The organism is Aquibium sp. ELW1220 (genome assembly GCF_030398385.1).
GTDB lineage: Bacteria > Pseudomonadota > Alphaproteobacteria > Rhizobiales > Rhizobiaceae > Aquibium.
Genome location: NZ_JAOAOQ010000002.1, coordinates 147756 through 173461 on the forward strand (window position 1 = coordinate 147756; position 25706 = coordinate 173461).

A 25706-nucleotide genomic window follows, 5' to 3' on the forward strand; every position below is an offset into this window, starting at 1 on the left:
GATGTCCGAGGTCATCCTGAAGGGCGAGGTGGAGCGCGTGCGGTCACGCACGAGGCGTCCGTTCCTGTCGCCGCTCAACCAGCGCCGCTGGCAGAACTTCAAGGCGAACCGCCGCGGACACTGGTCGCTGTGGATCTTCCTCGTCCTGTTCGTCCTGTCGATGCTGGCCAATGTCATCGCCAACGACAAGCCGATCATGGCCTCCTACAACGGCGAACTGCTGTTCCCCGTGCTCGTCGACTATCCCGAGGAGAAGTTCGGCGGCTTCCTGGCCGTCACCGATTACCGCGACCCGGTGATCTACGAGGAGATCGAGGCCAATGGCTGGATCCTCTGGCCGCCCGTCCGCTACTCCTACCGCACGGTCAACAACGAGATCCCCGAAGCCGCGCCGGCGAAGCCGTCCTGGATGTACGACCGCGAGACCCGCTGCCAGCGCTACCCGCTCGGCGCCGAGGACCCGGCCTGCACGATCGGCAACTGGAACTGGCTCGGCACGGACGACCAGACCCGCGACGTGCTCGCCCGCGTCATCTACGGCTTCCGCATCTCGGTGCTGTTCGGCCTCGCGCTGACGCTGTGCTCGGCCGTCATCGGCGTGACGGCCGGCGCCATCCAGGGCTATTTCGGCGGCTGGACCGACCTGATCTTCCAGCGCTTCATCGAGATCTGGTCATCGATCCCCGTGCTCTACCTGCTGCTGATCATCGCCGCCGTGCTGCCGCCGGGCTTCTTCATCCTGCTCGGCATCATGCTGCTCTTCTCCTGGGTGGGGTTCGTCGGCGTGGTGCGGGCGGAGTTCCTGCGCGCCCGCAACTTCGAATACGTCAATGCCGCCCGGGCGCTGGGTGTGCCGAACCGCACCATCATGTTCCGTCACCTGCTGCCCAACGCCATGGTGGCGACGCTGACCTTCCTGCCTTTCATCCTGAACGGCTCGATCACGACGCTGACCTCGCTCGACTTCCTCGGTTTCGGCCTGCCGCCGGGTTCGGCGTCGCTCGGCGAACTGCTCAAGCAGGGCCAGAACAACCTCAACGCCCCCTGGCTCGCCATGTCCGGCTTCGTGGTGATCTCGCTGATGCTGTCGCTGCTGATCTTCATCGGCGAGGCGACCCGCGACGCGTTCGACCCGCGCAAGACGTTCCGGTGAGGGGCATGGAATGCTATATCCACCTTCCATTTTCGTCAGGAGGCAGGAATGGGCGTGAACATTGCGAACCCGGACATCGAACGCCTGGCCAATGAACTTGCGGCGGTCACGGGAGAAGACGTCACGTCGGCTGTCCGGAGCGCGCTTCAAGAGAAACTGCAACGGCTGAGCCGCGTGACGGAAAAGAGGAAGCGAATACAGGAAATACTGGACGCCCTCCCGCCTCCGCCTCCGGGGGTCACCAGCGATCATTCGGATCTTTATGACGAGTGGGGACTTCCGAAATGATCGTCGACGCATCGGCGATCCTTGCCATGCTGCTGAAGGAGCCGGAAGTGCTTGCGTTCGCGGATCATATCGGCGGGTGCGCAGAAGAAGCCGTCATCTCGCCGGTGAACTATCTGGAGATCGCTCTCCGGATCGATCGCGGCGAGACACCTGAACTGTCTGCCGCGCTCGACCCGCTGCTCGCATCTTTGGAAATGCGGATCGCAGCGATTACCCCGGAGCAGGCCTATCTCGCCCGTGAGGCCTACCAGCGCTTCGGCAAGGGCAATCACCCCGCCCGGCTCAACCAGGGCGACTGTTTCGCCTATGCGCTCGCCAAGTCGCGTGGCGAAGCGCTTCTCTTCAAGGGCGACGACTTCCGCCAGACAGACGTCGAGGCCGCGTTTTGAACCAACCCCTCCTTTCGGTCCGCGATCTCTCCGTTGCCTTCACCCAGGGCGGGCGAGAGCAGATCGCCGTCGACCGCGTCTCCTTCGACATCGCCAAGGGCGAGACCATCGCGCTGGTGGGCGAATCCGGCTCCGGCAAATCGGTCTCGGCGCTGTCTGTCCTGAAGCTGCTGCCCTATCCTTCGGCCAGCCACCCTTCCGGGTCGATCCTGTTCGACGGCCAGGACCTGCTGGCCAAGGACGATGCGGATCTGCGCAAGGTCCGCGGTCGCGATATCACCATGATCTTCCAGGAGCCGATGACGTCGCTCAACCCGCTGCACACCATCGAGCGGCAGATCAATGAGGTGCTGAAGCTCCACCAGGGCATGAACGACCGCCAGGCGCGCGAGCGGGCGATCGCGCTTCTCCTCGAAGTCGGCATCCGCGACCCCGAGAAGCGCCTCGATGCCTATCCGCACCAGCTCTCCGGCGGCCAGCGCCAGCGCGTCATGATCGCCATGGCGCTTGCCAACGAGCCGAAGCTGCTGATCGCCGACGAGCCAACCACAGCGCTCGACGTGACGGTGCAGGCGCAGATTCTCGAGCTTCTGGACACTCTCAAGGCCCGCAACGGCATGTCGATGCTGTTCATCACCCATGATCTCGGCATCGTGCGGCGGATCGCCGATCGCGTCTGCGTCATGAACAGGGGCCGGATCGTCGAGTCGGGTCCGACCGAGCGCATCTTCGCCGATCCGCAGCACGAATACACGCGCCACCTGCTCGCCGCCGAGCCGAAAGGCCGCCCGCCCGTGAGCGATCCCACCGCGCGCGAGGTCATGACCGGCAGGGACATGAAGGTCTGGTTCCCGATCAAGAAAGGCTTCCTGCGCCGCACGGTCGATCACGTGAAGGCGGTGGACGGCATCGACGTCACGGTGCGCGCGGGGCAGACGGTCGGCGTCGTGGGCGAATCCGGCTCGGGCAAGACGACTCTCGGTCTGGCACTGTGCCGGATGATCTCGTCGCAGGGCGCGATCCGGTTCGCCGGTCGCGGGATCGACAGCCTGTCGTTCAACGAGATGCGGCCGTTGCGCAGCGAGGTGCAGATCGTCTTCCAGGACCCCTTCGGTTCGCTCAGCCCGCGCATGTCGGTCTCCGAGATCATCGAGGAGGGTCTGCGCATCCACCAGCCGAAGCTCTCGGCCGACGAGCGCGACGACCTCGTCGTGGCGGTGCTGAACGAGGTTGGTCTCGATCCGGAGACGCGCTTCCGCTATCCGCACGAGTTTTCCGGCGGACAGCGCCAGCGCATCGCGATCGCCCGTGCCATGGTGCTGAAGCCGAAATTCGTCATGCTCGACGAGCCGACCTCGGCTCTCGACATGAGCGTGCAGGCACAGGTGGTGGATCTCCTGCGCGATCTGCAGAAGAAGCACGATCTCGCCTACCTGTTCATCAGCCATGACCTGCGGGTGGTGCGCGCTCTGGCCAACGAGGTCATCGTCATGCGCAATGGGAAGATCGTCGAAGCGGGCACCTCGGACGAGATCTTCGACCGGCCGAAGACCGATTACACGAAGGCGCTGATCGCGGCCGCCTTCGACATTGCCACCGCGCCGCAAGGCGTGGTCAGCGAATGACAGGACAGACGGACGGGACGACGATGACGCAGGCGACCAAGGGACGGGTCCTCCTCTCGGTGACGGGGTTCAACCCGCAACGCTGGCACGAGCTCCTGTCGGTCCGGCGCGAGGTCGTGCTCGAGCCGCAGGCGCCGAGCGATCCGTCGATCCACTATGCGGTGGTCTGGAAGCAGAAGCCGAACGTGCTGGCGAACCTGCCGAACCTGAAGGCGGTGTTTTCGATCGGTGCCGGGGTGGACCATCTCTTCTCCGATCCCGGCCTGCCGGATGTGCCGATCGTGCGCGTGGTGGCCGACAACCTGTCGCAGCACATGACGGAATATGTCTGCTGGCGGGTGCTCGACCATCACCGCCAGGGCCTGCTCTACCGGCAGCAGCAGAAGCGCAGGCTCTGGCGCGAGCCGGCCCAGCCGGCGGCGGACGCCGTGTCGGTGGGCATCATGGGGCTCGGCAATCTCGGCCGCGCCGCCGCCAGGGCGCTGATCGCCCTCGGCTTCAGGGTCAATGGCTGGAGCAGGACGGGCACGGCGATGGACGGCGTCGCCTGCTTCGGCGGCAAGCAAGGGCTCGAGCCGTTCCTGCGGGCCACCGACATGCTGGTCGTGCTGCTGCCGCTCACGCCGGCCACGACGGGCGTCGTCAATTTCGAGCTCCTGTCGAAGCTTCGGCGGGACAACCCGCTCGGCGGCGCGGTGCTGATCAATGCCGGGCGCGGCCGTCTCCAGAAGGACGCCGACATCGCGCGCGCGCTGGACGAGGGGATACTGAAGGAAGCGAGCCTCGACGTCTTCGAGACCGAGCCGCTGCCGAAGACGAGCCCGCTCTGGTCGCACGAGAGGGTCTTCGTGACGCCGCACGCCGCCGCTACCTCTGATCCGGCCCATCTCGCCGGACCCATGCTCGACCAGATGGAGGCCTGCGATCGCGGCGAGACGCTCGGGAACCTGGTCGACCGCGCCGCCGGGTACTGAGGGTCCCTGCGGCCTAAGGCCTGCGGAAACCCGTCGGCTGCCCATAGAGATAGCCGATCCGGGCGACCGCGCCGCTCAGGCTCTCTCGCGCGACCGACATCGTGTGCCCGTTCGCATGAATGATGCGGTCGGGGCCGGTGACGATCGCGACATGGCCCTTCCAGAAGACGAGATCCCCGCGTTCCAGGCTGGCCAGATCCGCGCCTGGCTCCACAACCGAGCCGATGCCGGCCGCCTGCATGTCGGAATCGCGGGGGGCGCTGCGGCCCGCCATCCGCATCGCCAACTGGACCAGACCGGAACAGTCGATGCCGAAGGCCGAGGCGCCGCCCCAGAGATAGGGCGTGTGTTCGAGCGTCTCGGCGACCCCGACCCAGTCGCTTGCAGGCTCGGAAAGCGGGCGCAGATGCGCCGCGATGGCCGCCTCCCCCGAGGACAGCAGCGCATAGCGCGTCCCGCGCGTCTCCGTCTCGCCGACGACATCGACGCGCGATCCGATCGAAAGCGTCTCGACGCGGTGCTTCTTCATATCGGGCTCCGCATAGAGGAAGGTACGCGGCGCATGGACGACATGCGTAGACGCGCGCGCCTCCACTGCGCCGAGCCCCTCGGCCTCGACATAGCCGACATATCCGTCGTCCCCGGCCTGCACCCAGGCCAGCCCGTCCTTTTCCTCGAAGACGGCGACGGAAGCGCCTCGGACGATTTGCGTGTTCAGACCGGACTGGCGGGACGGGCCGGCCAACATGTCGAGGACCGGGCGGATGATGCACATGGGCGTTCCGGCGACGAACCGGTCGGCCTCGACGCGGCCTTTCAGCCGGACGTCGGCGAGGTCGCTGCGGTAGGCGTGGAGACGCTTGTCGGGCAGGGTCATGGCGTGGTCGGTTCCTTCGCGCAGGCGATGATGACGTCTCCGAAACGTTCGACGAAGAGGGCGCCCTCGACGGTACGCTTCACCAGCACGTTGCGCCTGTCGCTTTCGTCGCGGTGGCGCGAGACCAGCTTCAGCGCGCCCATCATGTCCAACGCGCGGGTGATGACCGGTTTGGACACGTTCAGCCGCGCGGCAAGGCCGCGAATCGTGTGCGGCGGCGGTTCGAGATAGATCGTCAGCAGGATGGCCGCCTGCCGCATCGACAGGTCCGGCCGCCCCGCCCGGGCTTCCGTTACGGCGACGTCCTGCCACAGCCGCAGGGCCTCGCCCGGTCTCAGATGCACCGCCATCGCTCTTCTCCGTTCCGGAACCGTATCATTCCGGCGGGGGAAAGTTCCAGTGGGTCCGCTCAGTTGCCGTAGCGCGCCGCCAGCAGATGCTCCAGCGCCCGGATCGCCTGCGCCTCGCCGCCCGCAGGACCGTGCGGACGAGCCGCGGGATTCCAGGCGAAGATGTCGAAGTGGCTCCAGGCCTTCGCCTTCTCGACGAAGCGCTGCAGGAACAGGGCTGCCGTGATCGAGCCGGCGAAGCCATCGCTGGTCACGTTGTTGACATCGGCCACCTTCGAGGCGAGCTTTTCGTCATAGGGCGCCCAGAGCGGCATGCGCCAGACCGGATCGCCTGCCTCCAGCGCGGCCGATGCGATCTCCGCGGCGAGCGCGTCGCTGCCCGTGTAGAAGGGCGCGATGTCGGGACCGACCGCGACGCGCGCGGCACCGGTCAGCGTCGCCATGTCGATCATCAGATCCGGCGCCTCCTCGTCGGCGAGCGCAAGCGCGTCCGCCAGCACCAGCCGGCCTTCGGCGTCGGTGTTGCCGATCTCCACCGTCGGCCCCTTCCTGCTCTTCAGCACGTCGCCGGGCCGGAAGGCATTGCCGGCGATCGCGTTCTCCACTGCCGGGATGAGCACGCGCAGGCGCACGGTCAGGCCCGCTCCCATGATCATGTCGGCGAGGCCGAGCACGTTGGCCGCGCCGCCCATGTCCTTCTTCATCAGGAGCATGCTGCTGGAGGGCTTGATGTCGAGCCCGCCGGTGTCGAAGCAGACGCCCTTGCCGACCAGCGTCACCTTCGGCGCGTCCGCCCGGCCCCACGCCATGTCGATCAGGCGGGGCGCGTCCGCCGAGGCGCGCCCGACGGCATGGATCATCGGGAAGTTCCTCGCCAGCAGATCGTCGCCGACGATCGTCTCGACCGATGCGTCGTGCTTTTGCGCCAGAGCCCGCGCGGCGTCTTCCAGTGCGGCGGGCCCGAGGTCGTTCGTGGGCGTGTTGACCAGATCGCGCGTCAGGGAGACGGCCTCGGCGATGCGGCGCGCGCGTGCGCCATCCGCACCATCCGGCGCGGTGATACGCAGCGTGTTGCCGGCCTTGCCGGAATAGCGGGTGAAGCGGTAGCCGCCGAGCATCAGCCCGACCGCCGCCTGGGTGGGATTGGCGAGCGGTGCGGCAAAGTGCCAGTCGCCCTCCGGCAAGTCGCGCGCCAGCGCTCCCGGTACGAGCCGGGCAAATCCGACGTCCCTGTCCGGCAATCCGATCAGCGCACCGGCGACGGCGCCGTCCGCGCCTGGAACGACGAGCACGCGTCCCGGCTGTCCGGAGAAGTCGTTCGCCTTCGCCCAGGCCAGGGCGGCTGCCGGCAGCCCGGCCTCGTCCAGCCGACCTTTCGTGATCGGGTGGATCGGCTTCGAGGCCGCGCTTCGGGCATCGACGAGTTGCACGGGCATCGGGCGCTCTCCTGCTCTGCGCGCGGCGACGGACGGCTCGCGCTTAACCAACCGTTAGGGTTAACGGAATATTTCTTTCCCCGACATGGCGCCGCCTGCGGCGCCGATGACGGAGAAGGCGGCATGATGACCAAACGCGACCGGAACGCAACCGCTGGGCTTTGGCGCACGGCCGCGCTGGGATTGGTCCTTGCCGTCGCATTGAGCGGCTGCGCCAATTCGCGCATGACCACCGGCTCCATCAATCGCTCCCCCGGCAAGCCGGTGGCCGAGATGTCGGCCGGCGAACTGGCGCGCGCCGCCGACCAGCTGGGCAAGACGTATGCGAAGAATCCCGCCGACAAGGCCAACGGCCTTCGCTACGCCGAAGTCCTGCAGATGGGAGGGCGGACGGACCAGTCGCTGGCGGTCATGCGCAAGCTGGCGATCGAACATCCAGCTGACCGCCAGGTTCTCGCCGCCTACGGCAAGGCGCTTGCCGCGGCCGGGCAGCTGGAGCCCGCGCTCGATGCGGTCAGGCGTGCCCAGACGCCCGAATATCCGGACTGGAAGCTGGTCTCTGCCGAGGCGGCGATCCTCGACCAGCTTGGCAAGTCCGGCGACGCGCGGGCTCTCTATCGCCGCGCCCTGGACATGAAGCCGAACGAGCCTTCCATCCTGTCGAATCTCGGCATGTCCTACGTGCTCGAGGGCGACCTGCGCAGCGCCGAGACCTACATGCGGTCGGCGGCAAGCCTGCCCGGCGCCGACAGCCGCGTGCGCCAGAATCTCGCGCTGGTGGTCGGCCTGCAGGGCCGGTTCGAGGAAGCCGAGAAGCTTGCGCGCCAGGAACTCTCCCCCGAACAGGCCGAAGCCAACGTCGCCTACCTTCGCTCGATGCTGGCACAGCAGAACGCCTGGAGCGATCTCAAGCGGGACGAGAGCAAGGACACCAACTGACGCGCCGACCCGGCACCATCCACCTCCATCACCCGAAAGGCCGGCGCTCGCGCCGGCCTTTGCCGTCAGAGACGGTGCCTGACGAGGAATGGACAGTTGCGGTCGATCTGCTCCCGCCTGGCGCTGCGCCGGCCTATTCGGACGAACTCGATTCCTTCTTGTCGCCGAACACGCCGCGCTCGCTGAACTGCATGATCGCGGGACCGAGGATGACGGCGAAGAGCACCGGGAGGAAGAACAGGATCATCGGGACGGTGAGCTTCGGCGGCAGCGCGGCGGCCTTCTTCTCGGCCTCGTTCATGCGCATCTCGCGGCTTTCCTGCGCGAGCACCCGCAACGCATGCGCCAGCGGCGTGCCGTAGCGTTCCGCCTGGATCAGCGCCTGGCTGACGCTCTTCACCGTCTCCAGACCGGTGCGGCTGGCGAGGTTCTCGTAAGCCATGCGCCGTTCCTGGAGGAAGGAGAGTTCTGCATTGGTGAGGACGAGCTCCTCCGCCAGCTCGACCGACTGTGCGCCGATCTCCTCCGCCACACGGCGGAAGGCTGCCTCGATCGCCATGCCCGATTCCACGCAGATGAGCATGAGATCGAGCGCATCGGGCCAAGCCTTCTGGATGTTCTGCTTGCGCTTGGTGGCCTGGTTGTTGACGTAGACGACGGGCGCGTAGAAGCCCGCATAGGCGAAGACCACGACCACGAAGCCCTTGATGAAAAGCGGCTGCTCGGGCAGCGAGTCGAGCACGAAGACGTAGATGACGCCAAGGAACAGGCCGACGAACGGCAGGACCAGCCGGAAGAACAGGAACTTGGTGAGCGGGTTCTGGCCGCGGAAGCCGGCCATCTTCAGCTTCGCTAGCGTGGTATCGTCGGCCAGCGCGCGCTTCAGGTCCAGACGTTCGACGATGCTGCGCATGCCGTGCGACTGTTCCTCGCGAAGTCCCTTGCGGCGGCGTTCCGCATCGGCTGCGAGCCGCGCCCGCTGCTTGGCGCGCAGTTCGTCGCGTTCCAGTGCGACGGACTTCATGCGGGCCTTCAGCTCGCTGCCGCCGAAGGCGGGCATGACGGTGAAGACGGTCGCGAACACCGCGACCGCCACAAGGAGCGCGATCAGGAAGGTCGGATCGAAGACCGCCTTGGCGACCAGCTCGGACATGCTCAGCCCTCCTGACGATCAGACATCGAAGTTCATCATCTTCTTCATCACGAAGATCCCGATCGCCATCCAGATCAGCGACACGCCGAGGACGAGATGGCCGGTGCTCGTGACGAAGAGCGGCATGATGTAGTTCGGGCTGGAGAGATAGACGAGGAAGGCGACGATGAAGGGCAGCGCGCCGATGATGGCGGCCGAGGCCTTCGCCTCCATGGAGAGGGCCTGCACCTTGGCCTTCATCCGCTTGCGGTCGCGAAGCACCCGCGAAAGGTTGCCCAGCGCCTCCGACAGATTGCCGCCGGCCTGCGCCTGGATCTGGATGACGATGCCGAAGAACGCCGCTTCCGGGCAGGGCATGGTCTCGGCCATCCGCAGCGCCGCCTCTGGCGTCGACATGCCGATCTGCTGCGCCTCGACCATGCGGCGGAATTCGCCGCGGACCGGCTCGCGCGACTCGCTGGCGATCAGGCGGATGCCGTCATTGATCGGAAGGCCCGACTTGACTGCGCGGACGATGATGTCCAGCGCGTTGGGCAGCTCGTCCAGGAAGGCCTTGATGCGGCGGGCCTTGATGAAGACGATGACCCAGCGTGGAAGACCGACGCCGCCGGCAAGGGCAGCCGCGGGCACGGCCCACAGGGGCGCTCCTCCAATCAGAGCCAGCACCGCGAAGGCCAGTCCCGAGAGGGCCGAGAAGAGATAGAAGCGCTCGAGCGTGATCGTCATGCCCGCCTGCTTGATCTGCAGCTTCAGGGGAGGTTTCCGCATGTTGCGGTCCTTCGCCTTCTGCTTTTCGTCGAGGTCCTTCAGCGAATCCTGGACGGATTTTCGCCGCTTGGCAGCCTCTGCGAGGCGGTCGCGCGACGCCTTGACGACCGCTCGGTCGGTCTCCGCCTTCTTGATGGTCTCGAGCCGCTTGCCCGCCTTGTTCTCGTTGGCGATCGTGTTGAACATGAACACGTAGGCCACCGCGCCCGCCGACAGGCCGGCGAGAAGGATCATGGCGAGGACGGTGACATCGAGCCCGAACATGACGTTACGCTCCCGTACCGATCATCAGCCGGCCTGCTTTTCCATCGATTCGAGCGCGATGGCGAGGCGCGCCTCCTCGTTGTAGTAGCGGGCCCGGTCCCAGAAGCGCGGCCGGCCGACGCCCGTCGAAACGTGCTTGCCGAGCAGCTTGCCCTGCGCGTCCTCGCCCATGATGTTGTAGAGGACGATGTCCTGCGTGATGATCACGTCGCCTTCCATGCCGAGCACTTCGGTCACGTGCGTGATGCGCCGCGATCCGTCGCGCAGGCGCGCGGCCTGGATGATGATGTCGACCGATCCGACGATGATTTCACGTACCGTCCTCTGCGGCAGCGTGAAGCCGCCCATCGCGATCATCGATTCGATGCGGTTCAGGCACTCGCGCGGCGAGTTGGAGTGGATGGTTCCCATCGATCCGTCGTGACCGGTGTTCATGGCCTGGAGGAGGTCGAACACCTCAGGTCCGCGCACCTCGCCGACGATGATCCGCTCGGGACGCATGCGCAGGCAGTTCTTGACGAGGTCGGTCATGGTGATCTGCCCCTCGCCCTCCAGGTTGGGCGGGCGGGTTTCGAGGCGCACCACGTGCGGCTGCTGCAGCTGCAGCTCGGCGGAATCCTCGCAGGTGATGATGCGCTCGTCGCGGTCGATGTAGTTGGTCAGGCAGTTGAGCAGCGTCGTCTTGCCGGAGCCCGTGCCGCCGGAGATGACGACGTTGCAGCGCACCCGGCCGATGATCTTCAGCACTTCGGCGCCCTCGGGCGAGATCGCGCCGAACTTGACGAGCTGATCGAGCGTCAGCTTGTCCTTCTTGAACTTGCGGATGGTCAGTGCCGCGCCGTCGATGGCAAGCGGCGGCGCGATGACGTTGACGCGCGAGCCGTCGGGCAGGCGCGCGTCGCAGATCGGGCTCGATTCGTCGACGCGCCGCCCGACCTGGCTGACGATGCGCTGGCAGATGTTGAGAAGCTGCTGGTTGTCGCGGAAACGGATGCCCGTCTGCTCCACCTTGCCCGCGACTTCGATGTAGACGTTCTTCGACCCGTTGACCATGATGTCGGCGATGTCGTCGCGCGCCAGCAGGGGTTCGAGCGGGCCGTAACCCAAGACGTCGTTGCAGATGTCCTCGAGCAACTCTTCCTGTTCCGAGATCGACATCGCGAAGTTCTTGATCGCGATGATGTCGTTGACGATGTCGCGGATTTCCTCGCGCGCATTGTCCGGCTCGAGCTTGGCGAGCTGCGACAGGTCGATCGTGTCGATGAGCGCCGAGAAGACCTGGCTCTTGGTGTCGTAGTAGTTCTCGCCGCGTTCGCGCGGGGCGGCCGGCTTCTTCGCTTCCGGCGCCAGCGGCGGCGCCTCGACGTTGCGTCGGGCCGGCTCGCCATGCCTGCCCGCGGACGGGGCAGACGTCGGCTGGGCCGTCCGCTCCGCGACGGGCGACGTCGCGACGCCGCGGAACTCGGGCACCGTCCTGTTGCCGCCGTCGCTGCCTCTTTTTCCAAACATGACCAGGATACCAGTTTCGGGTTCGAACTACTTCTTCTTCGCTCTGAGCTTTTCCAGGATTCCCGTCAGACCCGGCTTGGCGCGTGCCTTGATTTCGGTACGACCGGTGATGACGTGCGCGATCTCCGTGATCGACCTCACGACCGCATGCTGTGCGTCCATCTCCGCCAGCATCCGCCCGTTGTTGGCGGCGTTTCCGAAGAACTGCGGCTCGAACGGGATGATCGCCAGTGGCGTCAGGCCAAGCGGCTCGGTGAAGTCGCTCGGCGAAATCTCCGGCCGCTTCGGCACGCCGGCCTGGTTGATGATCAGATGCGGCTGCTTGTCGTTCGGGCGCAGCTTGCGCAGCGTGTCCACGAGGTTCTTGGTGTTGCGCAGGTTGGCGAGTTCCGGCGTGGCCGTGATGATGACCTCGTCGGCCTCGACAAGCGTGTTGCGCGTCCAGCCGTTCCAGACGTGCGGGACGTCGAGCACGAGGAGCGGCGCGCTGCGCTGGGCGGTGTCGATGATCTGCGCAAAGGCATCCGGATCGAAGTCGTAGACGCGGTCGAGCGTCGACGGCGCCGCGAGCAGGGACAGGTGTTCGGCGCACTGCGCCAGCAGGCGGTCGAGATAGACCTCGTCGATGCGCTCGGGCGAAAACACCGCCTCGGCGATCCCCTGCGCCGGATCCTGGTCGAAGTTCATGTTGGCGGTGCCGAAAGGCAGGTCGAGGTCCGCCACGACCACTTCGGAACTGAAGGTGGTCGACATGGTCCAGGCGACATTGTGCGCGATGGTCGAGGAACCGACGCCGCCCTTCGCGCCGACGAAGGCGATGGTCTTGCCGAGCGGCTCGGACTCCGGATTGACGAAGATCTGCGAGATGTTGCCGATGATGTCGGCGAGCGACACCGGCGCGACGATGTATTCCGATATGCCGAACCGCAGGAGTTCGCGGTACAGCCATACGTCGTTGTAGTGGCCGACGATCACGACTTTCGTCGAAGGGTCGCAGACCTCGGCCAGTCGTTCCAGCGACTGCAGCAGGTCCTTCGGCTCCGCGCGCGATTCCAGGATGATCAGGTTGGGCGTCGGCGAGGTCGCATAATAGGCGAGCGCACCGTCCAGCCCGCCCATGGCGACGCGCACATGCGCTTTCGACATGCGCCTGTCTTCAGCGGCGCGTTCGATCGGCTTGGCGACACTTTCGGTCTCGCAGAAGGCGTGGATCGAGATCCGGGGTATCGGACGCAGGGCGTTGAGCTGCGCGATTTCCTCGGCGGTGGCCCCGCCGGCGCCTAACGGATCGGTATGGTAGGCAAGGTTGCTCATCTCGTGCGGTCCCGTGCAGGCGGATCAGTAGTCGACTTCTATGTTGTCCCGGAAGGTTCCGGTGACCTCACGCGCCTTGTACTCGTCGAGGGCGTCGCCCCGGTTCTCGGCGTCGATGTCGCCGGGCGCGCGGGGACCGAGCAGGTCGGCCGGGTTGGCCATCTGGGCCGCGAGGTTGTTCTGGTAGGCACAGCCGAAATTGGCGTAGTGCTTGTTGTCCGTCGTCTTCAGGATATCGTCTGGCCAGCGACCGCACTGCCCGGTGCTGGCCTTCATGCGCCGGTAGGAGACGCGGATCGGCGGGCTCGCGTCCGGTGCGCCGGCCTCGTACGGCATGGAAACCACGCGTCCACCGGGAATGCCGCGGCTCTGGATGTGACGGGCGATGTCGGCCGCAACCAGACCGGCGGCGACGGCGTTCGCGCTGCCCGACGGGTAGAGGATGGTGATCGGCGCGCCCGCGCTCTCGTCGTAATGCGCGATGTACCCGCTGAGCGCCGTGCGCTGGATTCGCGACATCGTGTTGTCGCCGACACCCACCGGCAGGTCGATCTTCTCTTCCTGCTCCGCGACGACGATGGGGTGGTTGGTACGGTAGTCGTCCGGGACCGAACCGACCGTGATGGAATCGCGCCGGGCGCAACCGGTCAGCACCGCCGCCGCGATGGCGGCCAGGAGGACCGCACGGGCGGCGGCGGCGCCGGGCCGTGCGGGGCCCGAATGATCATGGTACTGAGCGCTGCGCATGAGGTCCGTCCCCCGGATCACTTGTAGATGAAGCCGACGACGCCGTGATATCGGCCGTTCGGCTTGTCCGTTTGCATGGTGCCGTAGACGCGGTTGACGCGGCCGAGGAAAATCCCGGCCCCATCGCTGGCGGCGTTGAAATTGTCGTCCGGGCGCGCGAGCTGCTGGCGGGCGACCGGCCGCGCGAGATAGGGCGTCACGATGATCACCAGTTCGGACTCGTTGCGCACGAAGTCGCGGCTGCGGAACAGCGTGCCCAGCACCGGGATCTTTGTCAGGCCGGGAATGCCGGTCGACACCTGTCGGATGTCGTCGCGGACGAGACCCGCGATCATCATCGAGCCGCCGGACGGCAGCTCGACGGTGGTGTCGGCGAGCCGCTTGCGGATCGAGAGCATGTTGGTGCCGTTGTTCTTGCCGCCGGAGCCCATGGCGACGGAGCCCTCGGTGGTCGGTTCGGAGACCGAGGTGCGGATCTTGAGGCTGATGCGGCCGGGCGACAGGACGGTCGGCTGGAATTCGAGGCCGATGCCGTATTCGATCTTCTCGACGTCGTAGGTGATGGCGCCGGTATCGTCGTCGACATCCTGGCCGGTGACCAGATTGAACTCGCCGCCGACCTTGAAGACGGCCTTCTCGCCCGAGATTGCCGTCAGCGTCGGCTCGGCGAGCGTCTTCATGACGCCAGCCTGCTCCATGGCGTTGAGGTAGGAGTTGAGGGTGGTCGAGCCGAGCGCGGCACCGACGTTGAGCTGGTAGTTCGACATCTGCTTGCCGAGGCCGGAGATGCCATCGGTGAAGGTGTTCCACGAGATCCCGTTGGAGGTGCCCGAGGTGATCATGTTGACGCCGAGCTGTTTCATCACGATGCGGCTGACTTCGGCCACCGTGACCTTGAGCGTCACTTGGTCCTCGCCGATGATCTTCAGCAGGTTGATGATGGCGCTCGTCTGGCGTTCGGAATCGGGATTGTCGATGTCGACGCCGCCGCCATCGGTGGGCGCGGCGGCGGTCTGTGCGTACTGGCCGGTGGTCGCTTCGCCACCGGTGACGAAGGCCTTTGCCAGCTGGACGGCGCGCGCGGCATCGAGCGGCGTTTCGACCGTCCCGGACAGCACGACGTTGTCGTTGAGAAGCTCGACCTTGATGTCGGAGTTGGGCACGAACCGTTCGAGGTATTCCTCGAGACCGGCCACGTCGCGCTCGATCGCGAGATCCAGGTTGGCGATCTGCTCGCCATTGGCGCCGAAGACGAAGATGTTGGTCTCGCCGACCTGCTTGCCGAAGAGATAGATCCGGCGTGCCGTGCGAGTCACGGCGTCGGCGACCGACGGGTTGGCGACCAGGATGTCGTAGGCGTCCTGCGGCAGGTCGATGACCAGCGACTTGTTGAGGCCGAGCTTGACCCGCTGGGCGCCGGCCGTCGAGCGGACGCTCGTGTTGCCGGCCTCGGCAGGCGCGATCGCGGCGGGTGCCAGCAAGGATCCGGAGATGGCGGTCGCGGCGAACACGGTCGCGGCGAACCTTGAAAGCGGACGAACCCGGCTTTCGGTGGGGCACTTGTTCCCGTCAAGCGACGTCATTTGCGCGCTCCAACTTCCGTGACTTCTCCCGACCGGATGAGGCGGACGGTGCCCCTTCGGCCGTTGCCTGAAACCAGATAGTCCGCATCTTCGGACGCCGGTTCCTGCGCATCGGTGATCGACCGCAAGGCCAGCGTCAGGCGGTCGGCCATCTGCTGGGCGACGGTGATGATCTCGGACTGCTGCGGCGTGAGTTCGAGCGTGGCCGTTTCGCCCACCTTCACGCGCTTGCCTTCCTCGTTTTCCTGAATCATCTGGTCGATGGCGAGCACGCGGATGTTCTTCAGGATCGTCTCGGTCACGAAGCCCTGCGACGAGCCGTTCTCGGCGCGCCGGGTCATGATCACGTCGACATAGTCATTGGGCAGGATGAAACCGCCGGCCGACGTGTCGGCCGAGATCTGCGTCGCCACGGCCCGCTTGCCGGAGGGGAGGATCGACGACATGAAGCTCTGGCCCTGACCGATCAGCTTCGAGCGCCGGACCGGCTCGCCTTTGTACATGGTGAGGCGGGCGACCGAACCTTTCAGGAGTTCCATCGCGTCGGCTTCCTGATTGCGGAGGATGTAACCTTCCGTCACGGCCGCTTCCGGCCAGGACTGCCACTGCATCTGCGTCTCGAGCGGCTGCCCGGCAGGCACGTCCTCTGACAGGATCAGGACTTCCGTCAGGGGGATGGAGGGCTTCACGGGCGCTGCCGCGACGATTTCCGCCGGCGGCTTGGTGGCCATGTTCTTGGCGATGTACCCGGCGCCGCCTGCGGCGACTGCCGCGACGCCCAGTACGATCAAGCGTGATGTGTTCATCGACCCGCACCTCTACCCGGCGAATGTGTTCACCGGACCCGACAATGGGGGTGCAATCGTCAAATTACGGTTAATGGAATGCTTACGGTCGTCCTTAATGACGGGTTTATAGCCCCGGACAAGCCGTATCCGCTAACACGGACGCTAGCTGCCCGCCATGCGGGCGAAGGCCCAGACAGCGAGCGGTGACCCCGGGAAGGCCGCGAACCCGCCGATGGCCAGGGCTACTCCGTAAGGAATGCCGACCGACGTGTCGGCGACGTTGCGCAGCAGCAGATTGTTCCCAGCATAATGGCGAAGCGGCGAATTCCTGAACATCAGGATGGCGATCGTCAGAACTCCTCCGAATGCGGCGGACAGGACGACGTAGGTCGCGAGCGGCATGCCGAGGCCCATCCAGAGCGCGGTCGCCGCGAGCAGCTTGGCGTCGCCGCCACCCATGCCGCCGATCGCGAAAAGCCCGAAAGTAACGGCGAGCACCACGGCCATCGCCGCGAAGTGCAGGCCGTAGGTCTGCCAGTCCATGCCGGTCAGCGGCGCGATGATCGCGAAGCTCGCCACAAGTATGAGCGAAACGCGATTGGCGATGGTCATCGACAGGAGATCCGACACCGCCGCGAAGGCAAGGCAGAGCGGAAAGACGACGAAGATGGCGGCTTCGAGCATGTCTGTTCGTTCCTTCTGACCGTCCAGGGACGCTGTTAACTTACGATCCAATAGTGAACAATGATCAAGCCGTCCCAGGAATGGAAAAAGGGCCGCTCCTTTCGGGAGCGGCCCTTCCTGCGAAACCGCCTGAATGCGGATCGGCAATTAGTCGCCGGCACCGTCGACTGCGCCGGAGATTTCGGTGAACTTCGCGTCGAGGCTGGTGCCGAGGGCACCGGCGCCGGCCATGATGGCGACGGCGACAAGGGCGGCGATGAGGCCGTACTCGATGGCGGTCGCGCCAGATTCATTCTTCAGGAAGCGTGCAAAAAGCTTGGACATTCGAGAGCTCCTACTCCACGTGTTTACAGCGAACCGTCAACGTTCTTGCCGTGTTGATCGGATGTCCCAACAATAGGAGGGAGGCATTTCGATCGGCTTAAGAAACAGAATTACCGGTTTCCTAATCTCGCCGATGGGTGGGAATGGTTAATGCCCGGCGAATGACGCAATCTCCGGACGGCGTACATCGGTCTCGTCCGTTTATTGAAGCGCGCGCGCGATGAGACGTCTGCGCCGCCCTGCCGGTCGCAGCCTTAACCGCACATTCACCAATCGGCTTCATGATCCGCTAATCATCCTCTGGTCGGAGTTCTTCCATGGCGCGGACATTCTTGCTTTCGCTCGGCGCAGCGGCCGCCTGCATGGCGGCTGCGGCTTTCGCCGGAACGCCCGCCCGCGCGGAAGGCGGAATCCCGATCCTGATGAACGAGGCCAAGATCGTGAAGCTGGCGAGGCCCGCCGACACGATCGTCGTGGGTAATCCCGACATCGCGGATGCCTCGGTCCAGGACGCGACGACCATCATCCTCACGGGCAAGGGCTTCGGCGTTACCAACCTGGTCGTGATGGACGAGACCGGTGCGCCGATCGTCGACGAACAGATCTTCGTCAGCAGGCAGGACGCGCGGTCGGTGCGCATCTACCGCCGCTCCGAGGTGCAGACGCTGTCGTGCACGCCCTACTGCGAGGGCGCCTACAAGAGCGAGGCGGAGCGAACCTCCGAAGCCGAGATGAACGTCAGCCGCTGAGCGACCCGCCGACCGGCAAGGAGCCGCGGACAACCCGGGGCAGACCGGTGAACAAATCGTTGACGGCGCTGGTACAAGTCGAGGTTTCCGAAGAACGGGAAGTCAACGGCCCTGCGATAACGTCATGGCCGACTGCACAGGGGCAGCAGGATCGTGTCATGAGCAAGTGGATTTCCTTTCGCAGGGCAAAGCCTGACGCCAGGGTAGGCGAGCGGCACCTGGTGCGCTTCGCCCGCGACGAGAACGGTGCGCTGGCGATCGAATTCGTCGCGCTGGCCCTGCCGTTCTCCATGCTGGTATTCGCGATCCTCGAAAGCAGCATCTCCTTCGCCGGTCAGCAGGTTCTCGTGAACACGGCCGACAGCATCGCCAGGCAGTTCCGCACCGGGCAGCTCAAGCCCGCCGATATGAACGAGACCAAGCTCAGGAACCTGATCTGCGCGGATCTCAAGATCATCGTCGCTTCGGGGTGTCCGGGGCTGGAGATCGACCTGCGCCAGTTCGACACCTTCGAGGAGGCCGCCAAACTCCGGATCAAATACACCGCCGGCGGCGACATCGACACCACCGACTTCACAGTCGATCCGGGACCTTCCCTCAGCAAGAACACCCTGCGCATCTTCTACCGCTGGCCGGTGATGACCGACGTGATGCGCAAGTCGATGTCGAACATCGGCGACGGCTACACGCTGCAGTTCGCGACGGCCACGTGGCAGAACGAGCCTTTCGATGACTGAGACCACATCCATGACGATCAAGAACGATGGAACGCATCCGAACGATCCGATGCCGGCACGACCGACGGGGATCCTGAGCCGTATCCGCTCGCATCTGGCCAGGCTCGGTCGCGACCGCGGCGGCGTTGCCGCGATCGAATTCGCCTTCGTCGCCCCAGTGCTCCTGGTGACCTACTTCATGACGATGGAGGTGTCCCAGGGGCTGGAAGTGAGCAAGAAGACCGGGCGCATCGCGATCATCGTCGGGGACCTCGTCACCCAGCAGCAATCCCTCAACAAGGCGGATCTGGACGCGATCATGCGGATCGGCGAGGCCGTGATCCAGCCCTACAACCGCAGCAAGCCGTCGATCTACGTCACCGCGATCGAGATCACCAACGAAGACACGCCGAAGGCCAAGGTGGCCTGGTCACGAAAGCTGGTGAATGGCGCGGCCAACAATTACCTGTCCGTGGGTTCGACCATCACGACGGTGCCCGATGAGCTCATGATCGCGGGCTCCTTCCTCATACGCGCCGAGTCCTCTCTCGAATACACGCCGGTCGTGGTCTGGAGCGCGGGTGACGAAGCGGCCTTCGGCATGGCCTCGGCCTTCGACAAGCTCGACATGAGCGACCGGTACTACCTGCGCCCGCGCATGAGCCAGAAGGTGGCCTGCAACGACTGCTGACCGTCGTTCAACGCGTTCCGCCCTCCGCGACACGATCCACCATGGCCCTCGCCACCGCGTAATCATCGTCCGAGACCCGCACGAACCCGCCCTGGCGCATCGGTTCGAGATGCTGGAGCACGTCCGGCCGAGCATCGTGGAGGCCGGTCAGGAAGCGGACGAGGGCAGCCCTGGTTTCGGCAGGCATGTCGGCCCGGACGGCATGCGGACCGTATCGGAGCGGCTCGGACTGCCAGTTCACCAGGAGGTTCTCTTCCGGAACGCCGGCCGCCGCCAGGCGGGAGAGGGTGCCGCCTTCCGGTGCAGTCCCTGGCCGGAACGGGACCCAGCCGATCATCCCGTCCGCTTCCCCCGACGCCAGCATGTTCTCCGCGTCGGTAGCGGTCGCGGCCTCGACCAGACGCCCGGCTGTCTCCGGCCCCGGCTCGACCGACGCCAGCCATCCGGTCGCGTCGCCCGGCACGACCGCGATGCCCCCGGTGCCGTTGCCGTCCTTGCGGCGGATGAGGACCGCGCGCATGCCCGTCGAACCGTCGGTCCCGATCGGTGCCACGATCGCCTCCAGGCAGCTGCAGACGCGCCGAGCCGTGGCATAGGCGGTGGCCGAAAAGACGCCATAGTCGATGCGGCCCCGCGACTGGGCGTCGATAAGGGCCGCATAGTCCCGGGCGACGAAGATCTGCGTCGGCAGCCCCGTCGCATCGGAGAACACCTTTTCGATGAGGACGGCGCCGTCCACCAGGTTTCCGGCCGGCGGTTGCGCCACCATGCCGATCCGCAGGATGGACAGGGCGTCCCCGGTCTGGGCCGTACCGGACTGCGCCCACAGGAGCAGCACCAGGGCCGCGCCGGCCGCGAGGCTGGCCGTCTTCGTCAACATGATCGTCACTCCCGCTTCGCCACCCATCATGCCGCTGCAATCTTGCGGTTTGGTTTCCGAATTGCCAACGCGGCGCAACCTTCCTATCTCTGCACATCGCTTCTCGCAGTCTGGACCATCGCATGGCGCGCGCCTTCCTCTTCGTCCTCGATTCCTTCGGCATCGGCGGGGCGCCCGATGCGGCCCGCTTCGGCGACGAGGGCTCCGATACCTTCGGCCACATCGCGGCCGCCGCCTCCCGCGGCGAGGCCGATCGCGACGGTTTGCGGGCTGGCCCGCTGAAGCTGCCGAACATGATGGCGCTCGGCCTTGGCGAAGCGGCCCGCCTGGCCACCGGCGCCTGGCCGGCCGGCATGGACCGGCCGCGCCCCGAAGGCATCTTCGCCGCCGCGCAGGAGGTGTCGAGCGGCAAGGACACGCCGTCGGGCCACTGGGAGATCGCCGGCGTGCCGGTACCCTTCGACTGGGGGTACTTTCCCGACACGGTGCCGACCTTCCCGCCGGACCTGACGGCGGCCATCATCCGCGAGGCGGAATTGCCGGGTATCCTGGGCGATTGCCACGCCTCGGGCACCGAGATCATCGCCCGGCTGGGCGAGGAACACATCCGCACCGGCAAGCCGATCTGCTACACCTCCGCCGACTCGGTCTTCCAGATCGCAGCGCACGAGACGCATTTCGGGCTGGAGCGGCTCTACGAGCTTTGCGGGATCGTGCGCCGGCTCATCGATCCCCTGAACATCGGCCGGGTGATCGCGCGCCCCTTCGTCGGCGAAAGCGCCGCCGACTTCGTGCGCACCGCCAACCGCAAGGACTATGCCGTGCCGCCGGCCGAGCCGACGCTGCTCGTCCGCGCCGTGGCCGCCGGCCGCAAGGTCATCGCGGTGGGCAAGATCGGCGACATCTTCGCCCACCAGGGCGTGACCGAGGTGCGCAAGGCGCCCGACAACATGGCGATGTTCGACGCCGCCCTCGGTGCCATGGCGGACGCCGGCGACGGCGACCTCGTCTTTGCCAATTTCGTCGACTTCGATTCGAGTTTCGGCCACCGCCGCGACGTTGCCGGCTATGCCGCGGCGCTCGAGGCCTTCGACCGCCGCCTGCCCGAGGCGCTGGCGCGGCTGAAGCCCGGCGATCTCCTGCTCCTGACCGCCGACCATGGCTGCGACCCGACCTGGCGCGGCACCGAACACACCCGGGAGCGCGTGCCCGTGCTGGCGACGGGACCCGGTCTGCCCGCCGGCTCGGCAGGAGTGCGAGAAACGTTCGCCGACATCGGCGAGGCGGTCGCCGCGCATCTGGGCCTGCCGCCCGGCGCGCATGGCCGCTCCCTCCTGGCGGATCGCGCAGACCATGCCTGAACTGCCCGAGGTCGAAACCGTCCGCCGCGGCCTTTCCGGCACCATGGAGGGTGCGCGCATCGTCTCGGTCGACCAGCGCCGGCCGGATCTGCGTTTTCCGTTCCCGTCCGATTTCGCGGCGAGGCTGACGGGCCGCCGCATCGAGGCCCTGTCCCGGCGCGCCAAATACCTTGTCGCCCATCTCGACGACGGGTTGGCACTGATCAGCCATCTCGGCATGTCCGGTTCCTGGCGCATCGAACGCGGGTCGGACACGGCCACGCCTGGCGTCTTCCACCACGAGCGCTCCAAGCTTGTGGCGCACGACCATGCCGTGTTCCACCTCGAGAGCCCGGCCGGCGAAGCGAGCCGCGCGATCTTCAATGACCCGCGCCGCTTCGGATTCATGCTGTTTGCCGAGCCAGGCGCGCTGGCCGAGCATCCGGCCCTGTCTGGCCTGGGCGTCGAGCCGACGGGCAACGAACTTTCCGGCGACCTCCTTGCAACCCTGTTCCGCGACAAGCGGACCCCGCTGAAGGCCGCATTGCTCGATCAGCGGCTGGTCGCGGGACTGGGCAACATCTATGTCTGCGAGGCGCTGTGGCGCGCCGACCTGTCGCCGCGCCGCGCGGCGGGCACGATCGCCACCGCAACCGGGCGCCCGACGAAGGCGGCAGGCAGGCTCGCCACCGCGATCCGCGAGGTCATCGCCGACGCGATCGCGGCCGGCGGGTCGTCGCTGCGCGACTATGTCCAGGCCGACGGCTCGCTCGGCTACTTCCAGCACGCCTTCGCCGTCTACGACCGCGAGGGCGAAGCCTGCCGAAAGCCGGGCTGCGATGGCGTCGTGCACCGCATGGTGCAGTCCGGCCGCTCCACTTTCTATTGCCCCGCCTGCCAGGCTTAGCTAATCCGGAGCGGACAAAGCTCCGGAGGATGTCCATGGCCTATGAAACGATCATCGTCGAAACCCGCTCGCGCGTCGGATTGATCACGCTCAACCGTCCCAAGGCGCTCAACGCGCTGAACACGACGGTGATGGCCGAAATGGTCGCGGCCCTGAAGGTCTTCCAGCAGGATGCCGGCATCGGCGCCATCGTGATCACCGGATCGGAGAAGGCCTTCGCGGCCGGCGCCGACATCAAGCAGATGCAGTCGATGGACTACATCGACGCCTTCATGAGCGATTTCTTCGGCGGCTGGGAAGAGATGACGCGCGTGCGCAAGCCCATCATCGCCGCGGTCGCCGGCTACGCGCTCGGCGGCGGCTGCGAACTGGCCATGATGTGCGACTTCATCATCGCCGCCGACAATGCCAAGTTCGGCCAGCCCGAGATCACGCTCGGCGTCATGCCGGGCATGGGCGGCTCGCAGCGCCTGACCCGCTTCGTCGGCAAGTCGAAGGCCATGGACATGTGCCTGACCGGGCGCATGATGGATGCAGCCGAGGCCGAGCGCTGCGGCCTCGTCTCGCGCGTCGTGCCGGTCGCCGACCTCATGGAAGAGACGATGAAGGCCGCCGCCAAGATCGCGTCCTTCTCGCTGCCTGCCGTCATGATGGTCAAGGACGCGGTCAACCGTTCCTACGAGACGACGCTCGCGGAAGGCCTGCTCTACGAGCGCCGCATGTTCCACTCGCTCTTCGCCTTCGACGACCAGACCGAGGGCATGACCGCCTTCGTGGAAAAGCGCAGCCCCAACTTCCGCCACCGCTGAAGGTCCTGCCCTGCGCCAGCTTCGCCCTGGCCGGGCGATCGATGACGGAAACATGAAAGACGGCTTGGCATTGCGGCCGATATCGACTAGATGAGCCGCGCGTCCCCGTCGTGCTGCGACGGGGAACGCATGGACAGGTGGCCGAGTGGTTGAAGGCGCACGCCTGGAACGCGTGTATACGGGAAACCGTATCGAGGGTTCGAATCCCTCTCTGTCCGCCATTGACCCTCCTGACGACGCTTAGTCCGGCTTTCGAGTGGATGGCTAAGACCACTGAAAACAAAGGGAATTTCGCGCTCGGCTGCGTAGACGGCGCCGCTGGTGGCGCTCCATTTTCTCGATAAATGACCCTTAGAAAGGCGCCCTCCTGAAAAATACCGTACCATCGAGAACGGCGTACGGTATTTTTAGTCAAGTAATCACAGTGGTTTAGCTTTTGACCTTTCGCATCCGTTCCATGGATGGGAAAGAACCTTGAAAATGCGACTGCCTTCTATAGATTGAGCAAAACCAAGAAGAACAAGCCGATTCACAAGAAACGTGGCTTGCGCGATTAGCAGTTCACAACCAAAAATAACATCGAGAAAAAAATTACAACTGCGCTCAGCTAGTGATCTGACCCCAGCATTCCGAACCTCCACCCGAGCATTGGACGGATGACCGCAATTCGGGCCCTGCGGACATTGAATCCGATATCAATTTTATTTCGAATGTTCCACTATTGGTGCGGCATCAGGACAGCCGCTACCGTTCGGCTGTCGAATTATCTTGCGCTTGCCCATCGAAGCGCCTCTTCCATCAAGAAGGCTGGAAATAGGTGTCTTTCACAGCGGGTCGTGCTCGATGAATTCGACAGTGTCATCGGCTACCCGGTCTTCTGGCATGACGAAGATGGAGACCACGATGGAAGCCTGGTACCCGATTAAGTTCGAGCCCCACGTCGAACGCACCTACGCCCTGCAACTGCTGCAACGGTTTGTTCCGCTTGGCAGGTTGGGAATGTCCCTCGGCCTCGCTGCTTTTGTCGGCTACGGGTTTTGGGACCTGATGTTGGATCCCGATGCTTTGAGCAGGACGGCCCCGTTTCGCGCGGCGGCAATACTCCACTTCGCGATAGGCATCAGCGTTTCATTTCTGCCGACCATGCGGACCAGTCCGAGGTTATTTACATATTTTATGACGTATACCTACTTTGGGGTGGCGATTTTGTTTACCTTGATATTGGCGCAACTGCCCGGAGGCTTTGTCGCAGGCGTGGGAGGCCTTGTGACAGGAATGATATTCGTTCCGGCGATGACCAACGGCGCCCGGCAGGCCGCGATTATTTTGGTGTCGTATCTCTGCGTTGCTCTTCTCACGATGGCTCTGGCGGGAGCGACGTCCTTTGAGTATCCGTCTTGGTCAAGCAGGTTTTGGGGCCCAGTTGCGATTGGCTTTGACGAGGGCATTGGCAGTTTCGATGAGCTTGCGCATGATGGTGACGATGGCGACCTTGGCGGGCTTTCCGGCCTCGCGGAGTGTGGTGTATTTTGATTTGAGGTCCGGGTTGAACCTCATGGCCACAAGGGCGGGCATGTAGAGCGCGTCACGCAGGGGTTTTCGCCCGCCGCTGATGAATGACTTTCCCTTCCACTGACCGGACTCGCGGCTGTGTGGGACAAGGCCGGCGAGACTTCCGGCCTGCTTTCTTTCGAGGGTACCGATTTCCGGCAGGAAGGTGAGGATCAGAGCGGCTGCGATGGGGCCAAGGCCGGGGATCGAGCACAGGATCTCACGCTTGCGCTGCAAGGCTTCGTCGCTGGCGATATGGCGTGCAATCTCGTCATTGAGCTCGCCAAGCTGACGCTCGATGAGGGTTCGGCGCGCCTTGATCTGGCGCATCAGAAGCGGGTTGACCTGCAAATGGCTGCGGTTGCTCAAGCGAGTGAGTTCCTTGACCAGCGCCGTGCGTGCCACCTGCAAGTCTCTGAGAACAAGATGGTTCTCCGAGATTGGTGCATCCGGCTCCAAGTTCAGGGAGGCCCCCATCCGAGCCAGGATGCGTGCATCGACGGCATCGGTTTTGGCCCGCGTCCCGCAAGCTTCGGCGAAGCGACGTGCTTGCAGCGCATTGACCTTGACCAACGGAAACTTGCCCGAAAGCGCTGTTTCGAGGCCCCGATGATAGGGTCCTGTCGGCTCAAATACGATCCGGGCAACTGGCGTCTGGCCAAGCCAGCGGATCAGGGCCCGGATGCCCCGGGGCGTGTTCTCGAATTGCCGCGCTGCCTGGTCTTCCAGCCGGAACGCATCCAGATGGATTTTCGAAATGTCGACGCCAATGGTATGCTCAGTCATCTTCGCCATGTCCTATGCTTGTCGTGCGTGGCTCAAACACGCGTATCCGTTCAGGCCCAAGGTGAAGACGGCGGTCGACCCCACTCAAAAACGGTCCTGCAAGACCAAGAGG

Annotated in this window: 26 protein-coding genes, 1 tRNA gene and 1 pseudogene; 14 read left to right on the forward strand and 14 right to left on the reverse strand. The window is 65.3% G+C overall.

The genetic code is table 11. The features are described 5' to 3' along the window. The first annotated feature begins 1 nt into the window (after position 1). From N1F91_RS02650 to N1F91_RS02670, 5 genes are read left to right on the forward strand one after another with little or no spacing between them, the layout of a single operon-like run. Positions 2-1153, forward strand: a complete 1152-nt coding sequence (locus tag N1F91_RS02650; RefSeq protein ID WP_289990061.1) for an ABC transporter permease — start codon at positions 2-4, stop codon at positions 1151-1153. 48 nt (positions 1154-1201) lie between these two features. Continuing rightward, a complete protein-coding gene (locus N1F91_RS02655) occupies positions 1202-1441 on the forward strand; it encodes a type II toxin-antitoxin system VapB family antitoxin (protein ID WP_289990063.1) in 240 nt (79 codons plus the stop codon). After that, positions 1438-1830: a type II toxin-antitoxin system VapC family toxin gene (locus tag N1F91_RS02660; RefSeq protein WP_289990065.1), complete on the forward strand. Its 393-nt coding sequence runs from the start codon at positions 1438-1440 to the stop codon at positions 1828-1830. The genes N1F91_RS02655 and N1F91_RS02660 overlap by 4 nt, the downstream gene beginning before the upstream one ends. Next, entirely contained in the window at positions 1827-3455 is a 1629-nt protein-coding gene (locus tag N1F91_RS02665; RefSeq protein ID WP_289990069.1) for an ABC transporter ATP-binding protein, read from the forward strand. The genes N1F91_RS02660 and N1F91_RS02665 overlap by 4 nt, the downstream gene beginning before the upstream one ends. Next, complete coding sequence (locus N1F91_RS02670) at positions 3452-4429, forward strand: glyoxylate/hydroxypyruvate reductase A (RefSeq protein WP_289990070.1); 978 nt, start codon at positions 3452-3454, stop codon at positions 4427-4429. Before N1F91_RS02665 ends, N1F91_RS02670 begins: the two co-directional genes overlap by 4 nt. Before the next feature lie 13 nt (positions 4430-4442). Here N1F91_RS02670 and N1F91_RS02675 read toward each other — a convergent pair whose 3' ends face one another. Genes N1F91_RS02675 through N1F91_RS02685 form a run of 3 tightly spaced genes read right to left on the reverse strand, consistent with a single transcriptional unit; the run spans position 4443 to position 7092 of the window. After that, on the reverse strand, positions 4443-5306 hold the full coding sequence (locus tag N1F91_RS02675) for an NlpC/P60 family protein (protein ID WP_289990072.1): 864 nt from the start codon (positions 5304-5306) through the stop codon (positions 4443-4445). After that, a complete protein-coding gene (locus tag N1F91_RS02680; protein ID WP_289990074.1) occupies positions 5303-5656 on the reverse strand; it encodes a MarR family transcriptional regulator in 354 nt (117 codons plus the stop codon). The genes N1F91_RS02675 and N1F91_RS02680 overlap by 4 nt, the downstream gene beginning before the upstream one ends. Positions 5657-5715: 59 nt before the next feature. Continuing rightward, entirely contained in the window at positions 5716-7092 is a 1377-nt protein-coding gene (locus N1F91_RS02685; RefSeq protein WP_289990075.1) for a leucyl aminopeptidase family protein, read from the reverse strand. Between the two features lie 123 nt (positions 7093-7215). Between N1F91_RS02685 and N1F91_RS02690 the strand changes: the two genes are divergently transcribed. Continuing rightward, positions 7216-8031 (forward strand): tetratricopeptide repeat protein, encoded by an 816-nt coding sequence (locus tag N1F91_RS02690; protein WP_289990077.1) that lies wholly within the window; start codon positions 7216-7218, stop codon positions 8029-8031. A gap of 133 nt (positions 8032-8164) precedes the next feature. Here the strand turns inward: N1F91_RS02690 and N1F91_RS02695 are convergent, their stop codons facing one another. From N1F91_RS02695 to N1F91_RS02735, 9 genes are all read right to left on the reverse strand, one after another. Continuing rightward, the gene (locus tag N1F91_RS02695; RefSeq protein ID WP_289990079.1) at positions 8165-9184 is read right to left on the reverse strand and encodes a type II secretion system F family protein; all 1020 of its coding nucleotides are present in this window, start codon (positions 9182-9184) and stop codon (positions 8165-8167) included. 18 nt (positions 9185-9202) lie between these two features. After that, a complete protein-coding gene (locus N1F91_RS02700; protein ID WP_289990081.1) occupies positions 9203-10216 on the reverse strand; it encodes a type II secretion system F family protein in 1014 nt (337 codons plus the stop codon). A 24-nt stretch (positions 10217-10240) separates the two neighbouring features. Continuing rightward, a complete protein-coding gene (locus N1F91_RS02705) occupies positions 10241-11725 on the reverse strand; it encodes a CpaF family protein (RefSeq protein WP_289990083.1) in 1485 nt (494 codons plus the stop codon). A gap of 27 nt (positions 11726-11752) precedes the next feature. Beyond that, positions 11753-13039, reverse strand: coding sequence for an AAA family ATPase (locus N1F91_RS02710; RefSeq protein ID WP_289990085.1), 1287 nt, complete (start codon positions 13037-13039; stop codon positions 11753-11755). 24 nt (positions 13040-13063) lie between these two features. Then, positions 13064-13786, reverse strand: coding sequence for a CpaD family pilus assembly lipoprotein (locus N1F91_RS02715; protein ID WP_289990086.1), 723 nt, complete (start codon positions 13784-13786; stop codon positions 13064-13066). 17 nt (positions 13787-13803) lie between these two features. Beyond that, the gene (locus N1F91_RS02720) at positions 13804-15369 is read right to left on the reverse strand and encodes a type II and III secretion system protein family protein (protein WP_289990088.1); all 1566 of its coding nucleotides are present in this window, start codon (positions 15367-15369) and stop codon (positions 13804-13806) included. Continuing rightward, positions 15366-16175 (reverse strand): Flp pilus assembly protein CpaB, encoded by an 810-nt coding sequence (cpaB, locus tag N1F91_RS02725; RefSeq protein ID WP_289990091.1) that lies wholly within the window; start codon positions 16173-16175, stop codon positions 15366-15368. Before cpaB ends, N1F91_RS02720 begins: the two co-directional genes overlap by 4 nt. A gap of 144 nt (positions 16176-16319) precedes the next feature. Next, a complete protein-coding gene (locus N1F91_RS02730; RefSeq protein ID WP_289990093.1) occupies positions 16320-16841 on the reverse strand; it encodes a prepilin peptidase in 522 nt (173 codons plus the stop codon). Positions 16842-16988: 147 nt separating this feature from the next. Further along, positions 16989-17165, reverse strand: a complete 177-nt coding sequence (locus N1F91_RS02735; RefSeq protein ID WP_289990095.1) for a Flp family type IVb pilin — start codon at positions 17163-17165, stop codon at positions 16989-16991. Positions 17166-17527: 362 nt separating this feature from the next. On the opposite strand from N1F91_RS02735, the gene N1F91_RS02740 reads away from it, so the two are divergent. The 3 genes from N1F91_RS02740 (at position 17528) to N1F91_RS02750 (ending at position 19321) form a co-directional block, all read left to right on the forward strand. Further along, positions 17528-17914: a pilus assembly protein N-terminal domain-containing protein gene (locus tag N1F91_RS02740; RefSeq protein ID WP_289990329.1), complete on the forward strand. Its 387-nt coding sequence runs from the start codon at positions 17528-17530 to the stop codon at positions 17912-17914. 158 nt (positions 17915-18072) lie between these two features. Next, on the forward strand, positions 18073-18651 hold the full coding sequence (locus N1F91_RS02745; protein ID WP_289990098.1) for a TadE/TadG family type IV pilus assembly protein: 579 nt from the start codon (positions 18073-18075) through the stop codon (positions 18649-18651). Beyond that, positions 18644-19321 (forward strand): TadE/TadG family type IV pilus assembly protein, encoded by a 678-nt coding sequence (locus N1F91_RS02750; RefSeq protein WP_289990100.1) that lies wholly within the window; start codon positions 18644-18646, stop codon positions 19319-19321. Before N1F91_RS02745 ends, N1F91_RS02750 begins: the two co-directional genes overlap by 8 nt. A gap of 7 nt (positions 19322-19328) precedes the next feature. On the opposite strand, the gene N1F91_RS02755 is transcribed toward N1F91_RS02750, so the two are convergent. Further along, positions 19329-20201, reverse strand: coding sequence for a PhnD/SsuA/transferrin family substrate-binding protein (locus tag N1F91_RS02755; RefSeq protein WP_289990102.1), 873 nt, complete (start codon positions 20199-20201; stop codon positions 19329-19331). 122 nt (positions 20202-20323) lie between these two features. Here N1F91_RS02755 and N1F91_RS02760 point away from each other — a divergent pair, with 122 nt between their 5' ends. The 5 genes and pseudogenes from N1F91_RS02760 to N1F91_RS31085 all read left to right on the forward strand — a co-directional run. Further along, positions 20324-21562, forward strand: a complete 1239-nt coding sequence (locus N1F91_RS02760; RefSeq protein ID WP_289990104.1) for a phosphopentomutase — start codon at positions 20324-20326, stop codon at positions 21560-21562. Beyond that, entirely contained in the window at positions 21555-22448 is an 894-nt protein-coding gene (gene mutM, locus N1F91_RS02765; protein WP_289990106.1) for a bifunctional DNA-formamidopyrimidine glycosylase/DNA-(apurinic or apyrimidinic site) lyase, read from the forward strand. Before N1F91_RS02760 ends, mutM begins: the two co-directional genes overlap by 8 nt. A 35-nt stretch (positions 22449-22483) precedes the next feature. Next, positions 22484-23257, forward strand: coding sequence for an enoyl-CoA hydratase (locus N1F91_RS02770; RefSeq protein ID WP_289990108.1), 774 nt, complete (start codon positions 22484-22486; stop codon positions 23255-23257). A 131-nt stretch (positions 23258-23388) separates the two neighbouring features. Further along, positions 23389-23478: transfer RNA gene (locus N1F91_RS02775), tRNA-Ser, on the forward strand. An 826-nt stretch (positions 23479-24304) separates the two neighbouring features. Beyond that, positions 24305-24649, forward strand: a pseudogene (locus N1F91_RS31085) (hypothetical protein); the annotation flags it as partial. A 9-nt stretch (positions 24650-24658) separates the two neighbouring features. On the opposite strand, the gene N1F91_RS02780 reads toward N1F91_RS31085, so the two are convergent. Beyond that, positions 24659-25603 (reverse strand): IS110 family transposase, encoded by a 945-nt coding sequence (locus tag N1F91_RS02780; protein WP_289990111.1) that lies wholly within the window; start codon positions 25601-25603, stop codon positions 24659-24661. Positions 25604-25706 lie beyond the last annotated feature (103 nt).

What these genes read in the sequence shown, in the direction of transcription:
- N1F91_RS02650 (WP_289990061.1), top strand. Translation starts at nt 2, where the DNA reads ATGTCCGAGGTCATCCTGAAGGGCGAGGTGGAGCGCGTGCGGTCACGC.
- N1F91_RS02655 (WP_289990063.1), top strand. Translation starts at nt 1,202, where the DNA reads ATGGGCGTGAACATTGCGAACCCGGACATCGAACGCCTGGCCAATGAA.
- N1F91_RS02660 (WP_289990065.1), top strand. Translation starts at nt 1,438, where the DNA reads ATGATCGTCGACGCATCGGCGATCCTTGCCATGCTGCTGAAGGAGCCG.
- N1F91_RS02670 (WP_289990070.1), top strand. Translation starts at nt 3,452, where the DNA reads ATGACAGGACAGACGGACGGGACGACGATGACGCAGGCGACCAAGGGA.
- N1F91_RS02675 (WP_289990072.1), bottom strand. Translation starts at nt 5,306, where the DNA reads ATGACCCTGCCCGACAAGCGTCTCCACGCCTACCGCAGCGACCTCGCC.
- N1F91_RS02680 (WP_289990074.1), bottom strand. Translation starts at nt 5,656, where the DNA reads ATGGCGGTGCATCTGAGACCGGGCGAGGCCCTGCGGCTGTGGCAGGAC.
- N1F91_RS02685 (WP_289990075.1), bottom strand. Translation starts at nt 7,092, where the DNA reads ATGCCCGTGCAACTCGTCGATGCCCGAAGCGCGGCCTCGAAGCCGATC.
- N1F91_RS02690 (WP_289990077.1), top strand. Translation starts at nt 7,216, where the DNA reads ATGATGACCAAACGCGACCGGAACGCAACCGCTGGGCTTTGGCGCACG.
- N1F91_RS02695 (WP_289990079.1), bottom strand. Translation starts at nt 9,184, where the DNA reads ATGTCCGAGCTGGTCGCCAAGGCGGTCTTCGATCCGACCTTCCTGATC.
- N1F91_RS02700 (WP_289990081.1), bottom strand. Translation starts at nt 10,216, where the DNA reads ATGTTCGGGCTCGATGTCACCGTCCTCGCCATGATCCTTCTCGCCGGC.
- N1F91_RS02705 (WP_289990083.1), bottom strand. Translation starts at nt 11,725, where the DNA reads ATGTTTGGAAAAAGAGGCAGCGACGGCGGCAACAGGACGGTGCCCGAG.
- N1F91_RS02710 (WP_289990085.1), bottom strand. Translation starts at nt 13,039, where the DNA reads ATGAGCAACCTTGCCTACCATACCGATCCGTTAGGCGCCGGCGGGGCC.
- N1F91_RS02715 (WP_289990086.1), bottom strand. Translation starts at nt 13,786, where the DNA reads ATGCGCAGCGCTCAGTACCATGATCATTCGGGCCCCGCACGGCCCGGC.
- N1F91_RS02720 (WP_289990088.1), bottom strand. Translation starts at nt 15,369, where the DNA reads ATGACGTCGCTTGACGGGAACAAGTGCCCCACCGAAAGCCGGGTTCGT.
- cpaB (WP_289990091.1), bottom strand. Translation starts at nt 16,175, where the DNA reads ATGAACACATCACGCTTGATCGTACTGGGCGTCGCGGCAGTCGCCGCA.
- N1F91_RS02730 (WP_289990093.1), bottom strand. Translation starts at nt 16,841, where the DNA reads ATGCTCGAAGCCGCCATCTTCGTCGTCTTTCCGCTCTGCCTTGCCTTC.
- N1F91_RS02735 (WP_289990095.1), bottom strand. Translation starts at nt 17,165, where the DNA reads ATGTCCAAGCTTTTTGCACGCTTCCTGAAGAATGAATCTGGCGCGACC.
- N1F91_RS02740 (WP_289990329.1), top strand. Translation starts at nt 17,528, where the DNA reads ATGGCGGCTGCGGCTTTCGCCGGAACGCCCGCCCGCGCGGAAGGCGGA.
- N1F91_RS02745 (WP_289990098.1), top strand. Translation starts at nt 18,073, where the DNA reads ATGAGCAAGTGGATTTCCTTTCGCAGGGCAAAGCCTGACGCCAGGGTA.
- N1F91_RS02750 (WP_289990100.1), top strand. Translation starts at nt 18,644, where the DNA reads ATGACTGAGACCACATCCATGACGATCAAGAACGATGGAACGCATCCG.
- N1F91_RS02755 (WP_289990102.1), bottom strand. Translation starts at nt 20,201, where the DNA reads ATGTTGACGAAGACGGCCAGCCTCGCGGCCGGCGCGGCCCTGGTGCTG.
- N1F91_RS02760 (WP_289990104.1), top strand. Translation starts at nt 20,324, where the DNA reads ATGGCGCGCGCCTTCCTCTTCGTCCTCGATTCCTTCGGCATCGGCGGG.
- mutM (WP_289990106.1), top strand. Translation starts at nt 21,555, where the DNA reads ATGCCTGAACTGCCCGAGGTCGAAACCGTCCGCCGCGGCCTTTCCGGC.
- N1F91_RS02770 (WP_289990108.1), top strand. Translation starts at nt 22,484, where the DNA reads ATGGCCTATGAAACGATCATCGTCGAAACCCGCTCGCGCGTCGGATTG.
- N1F91_RS02780 (WP_289990111.1), bottom strand. Translation starts at nt 25,603, where the DNA reads ATGGCGAAGATGACTGAGCATACCATTGGCGTCGACATTTCGAAAATC.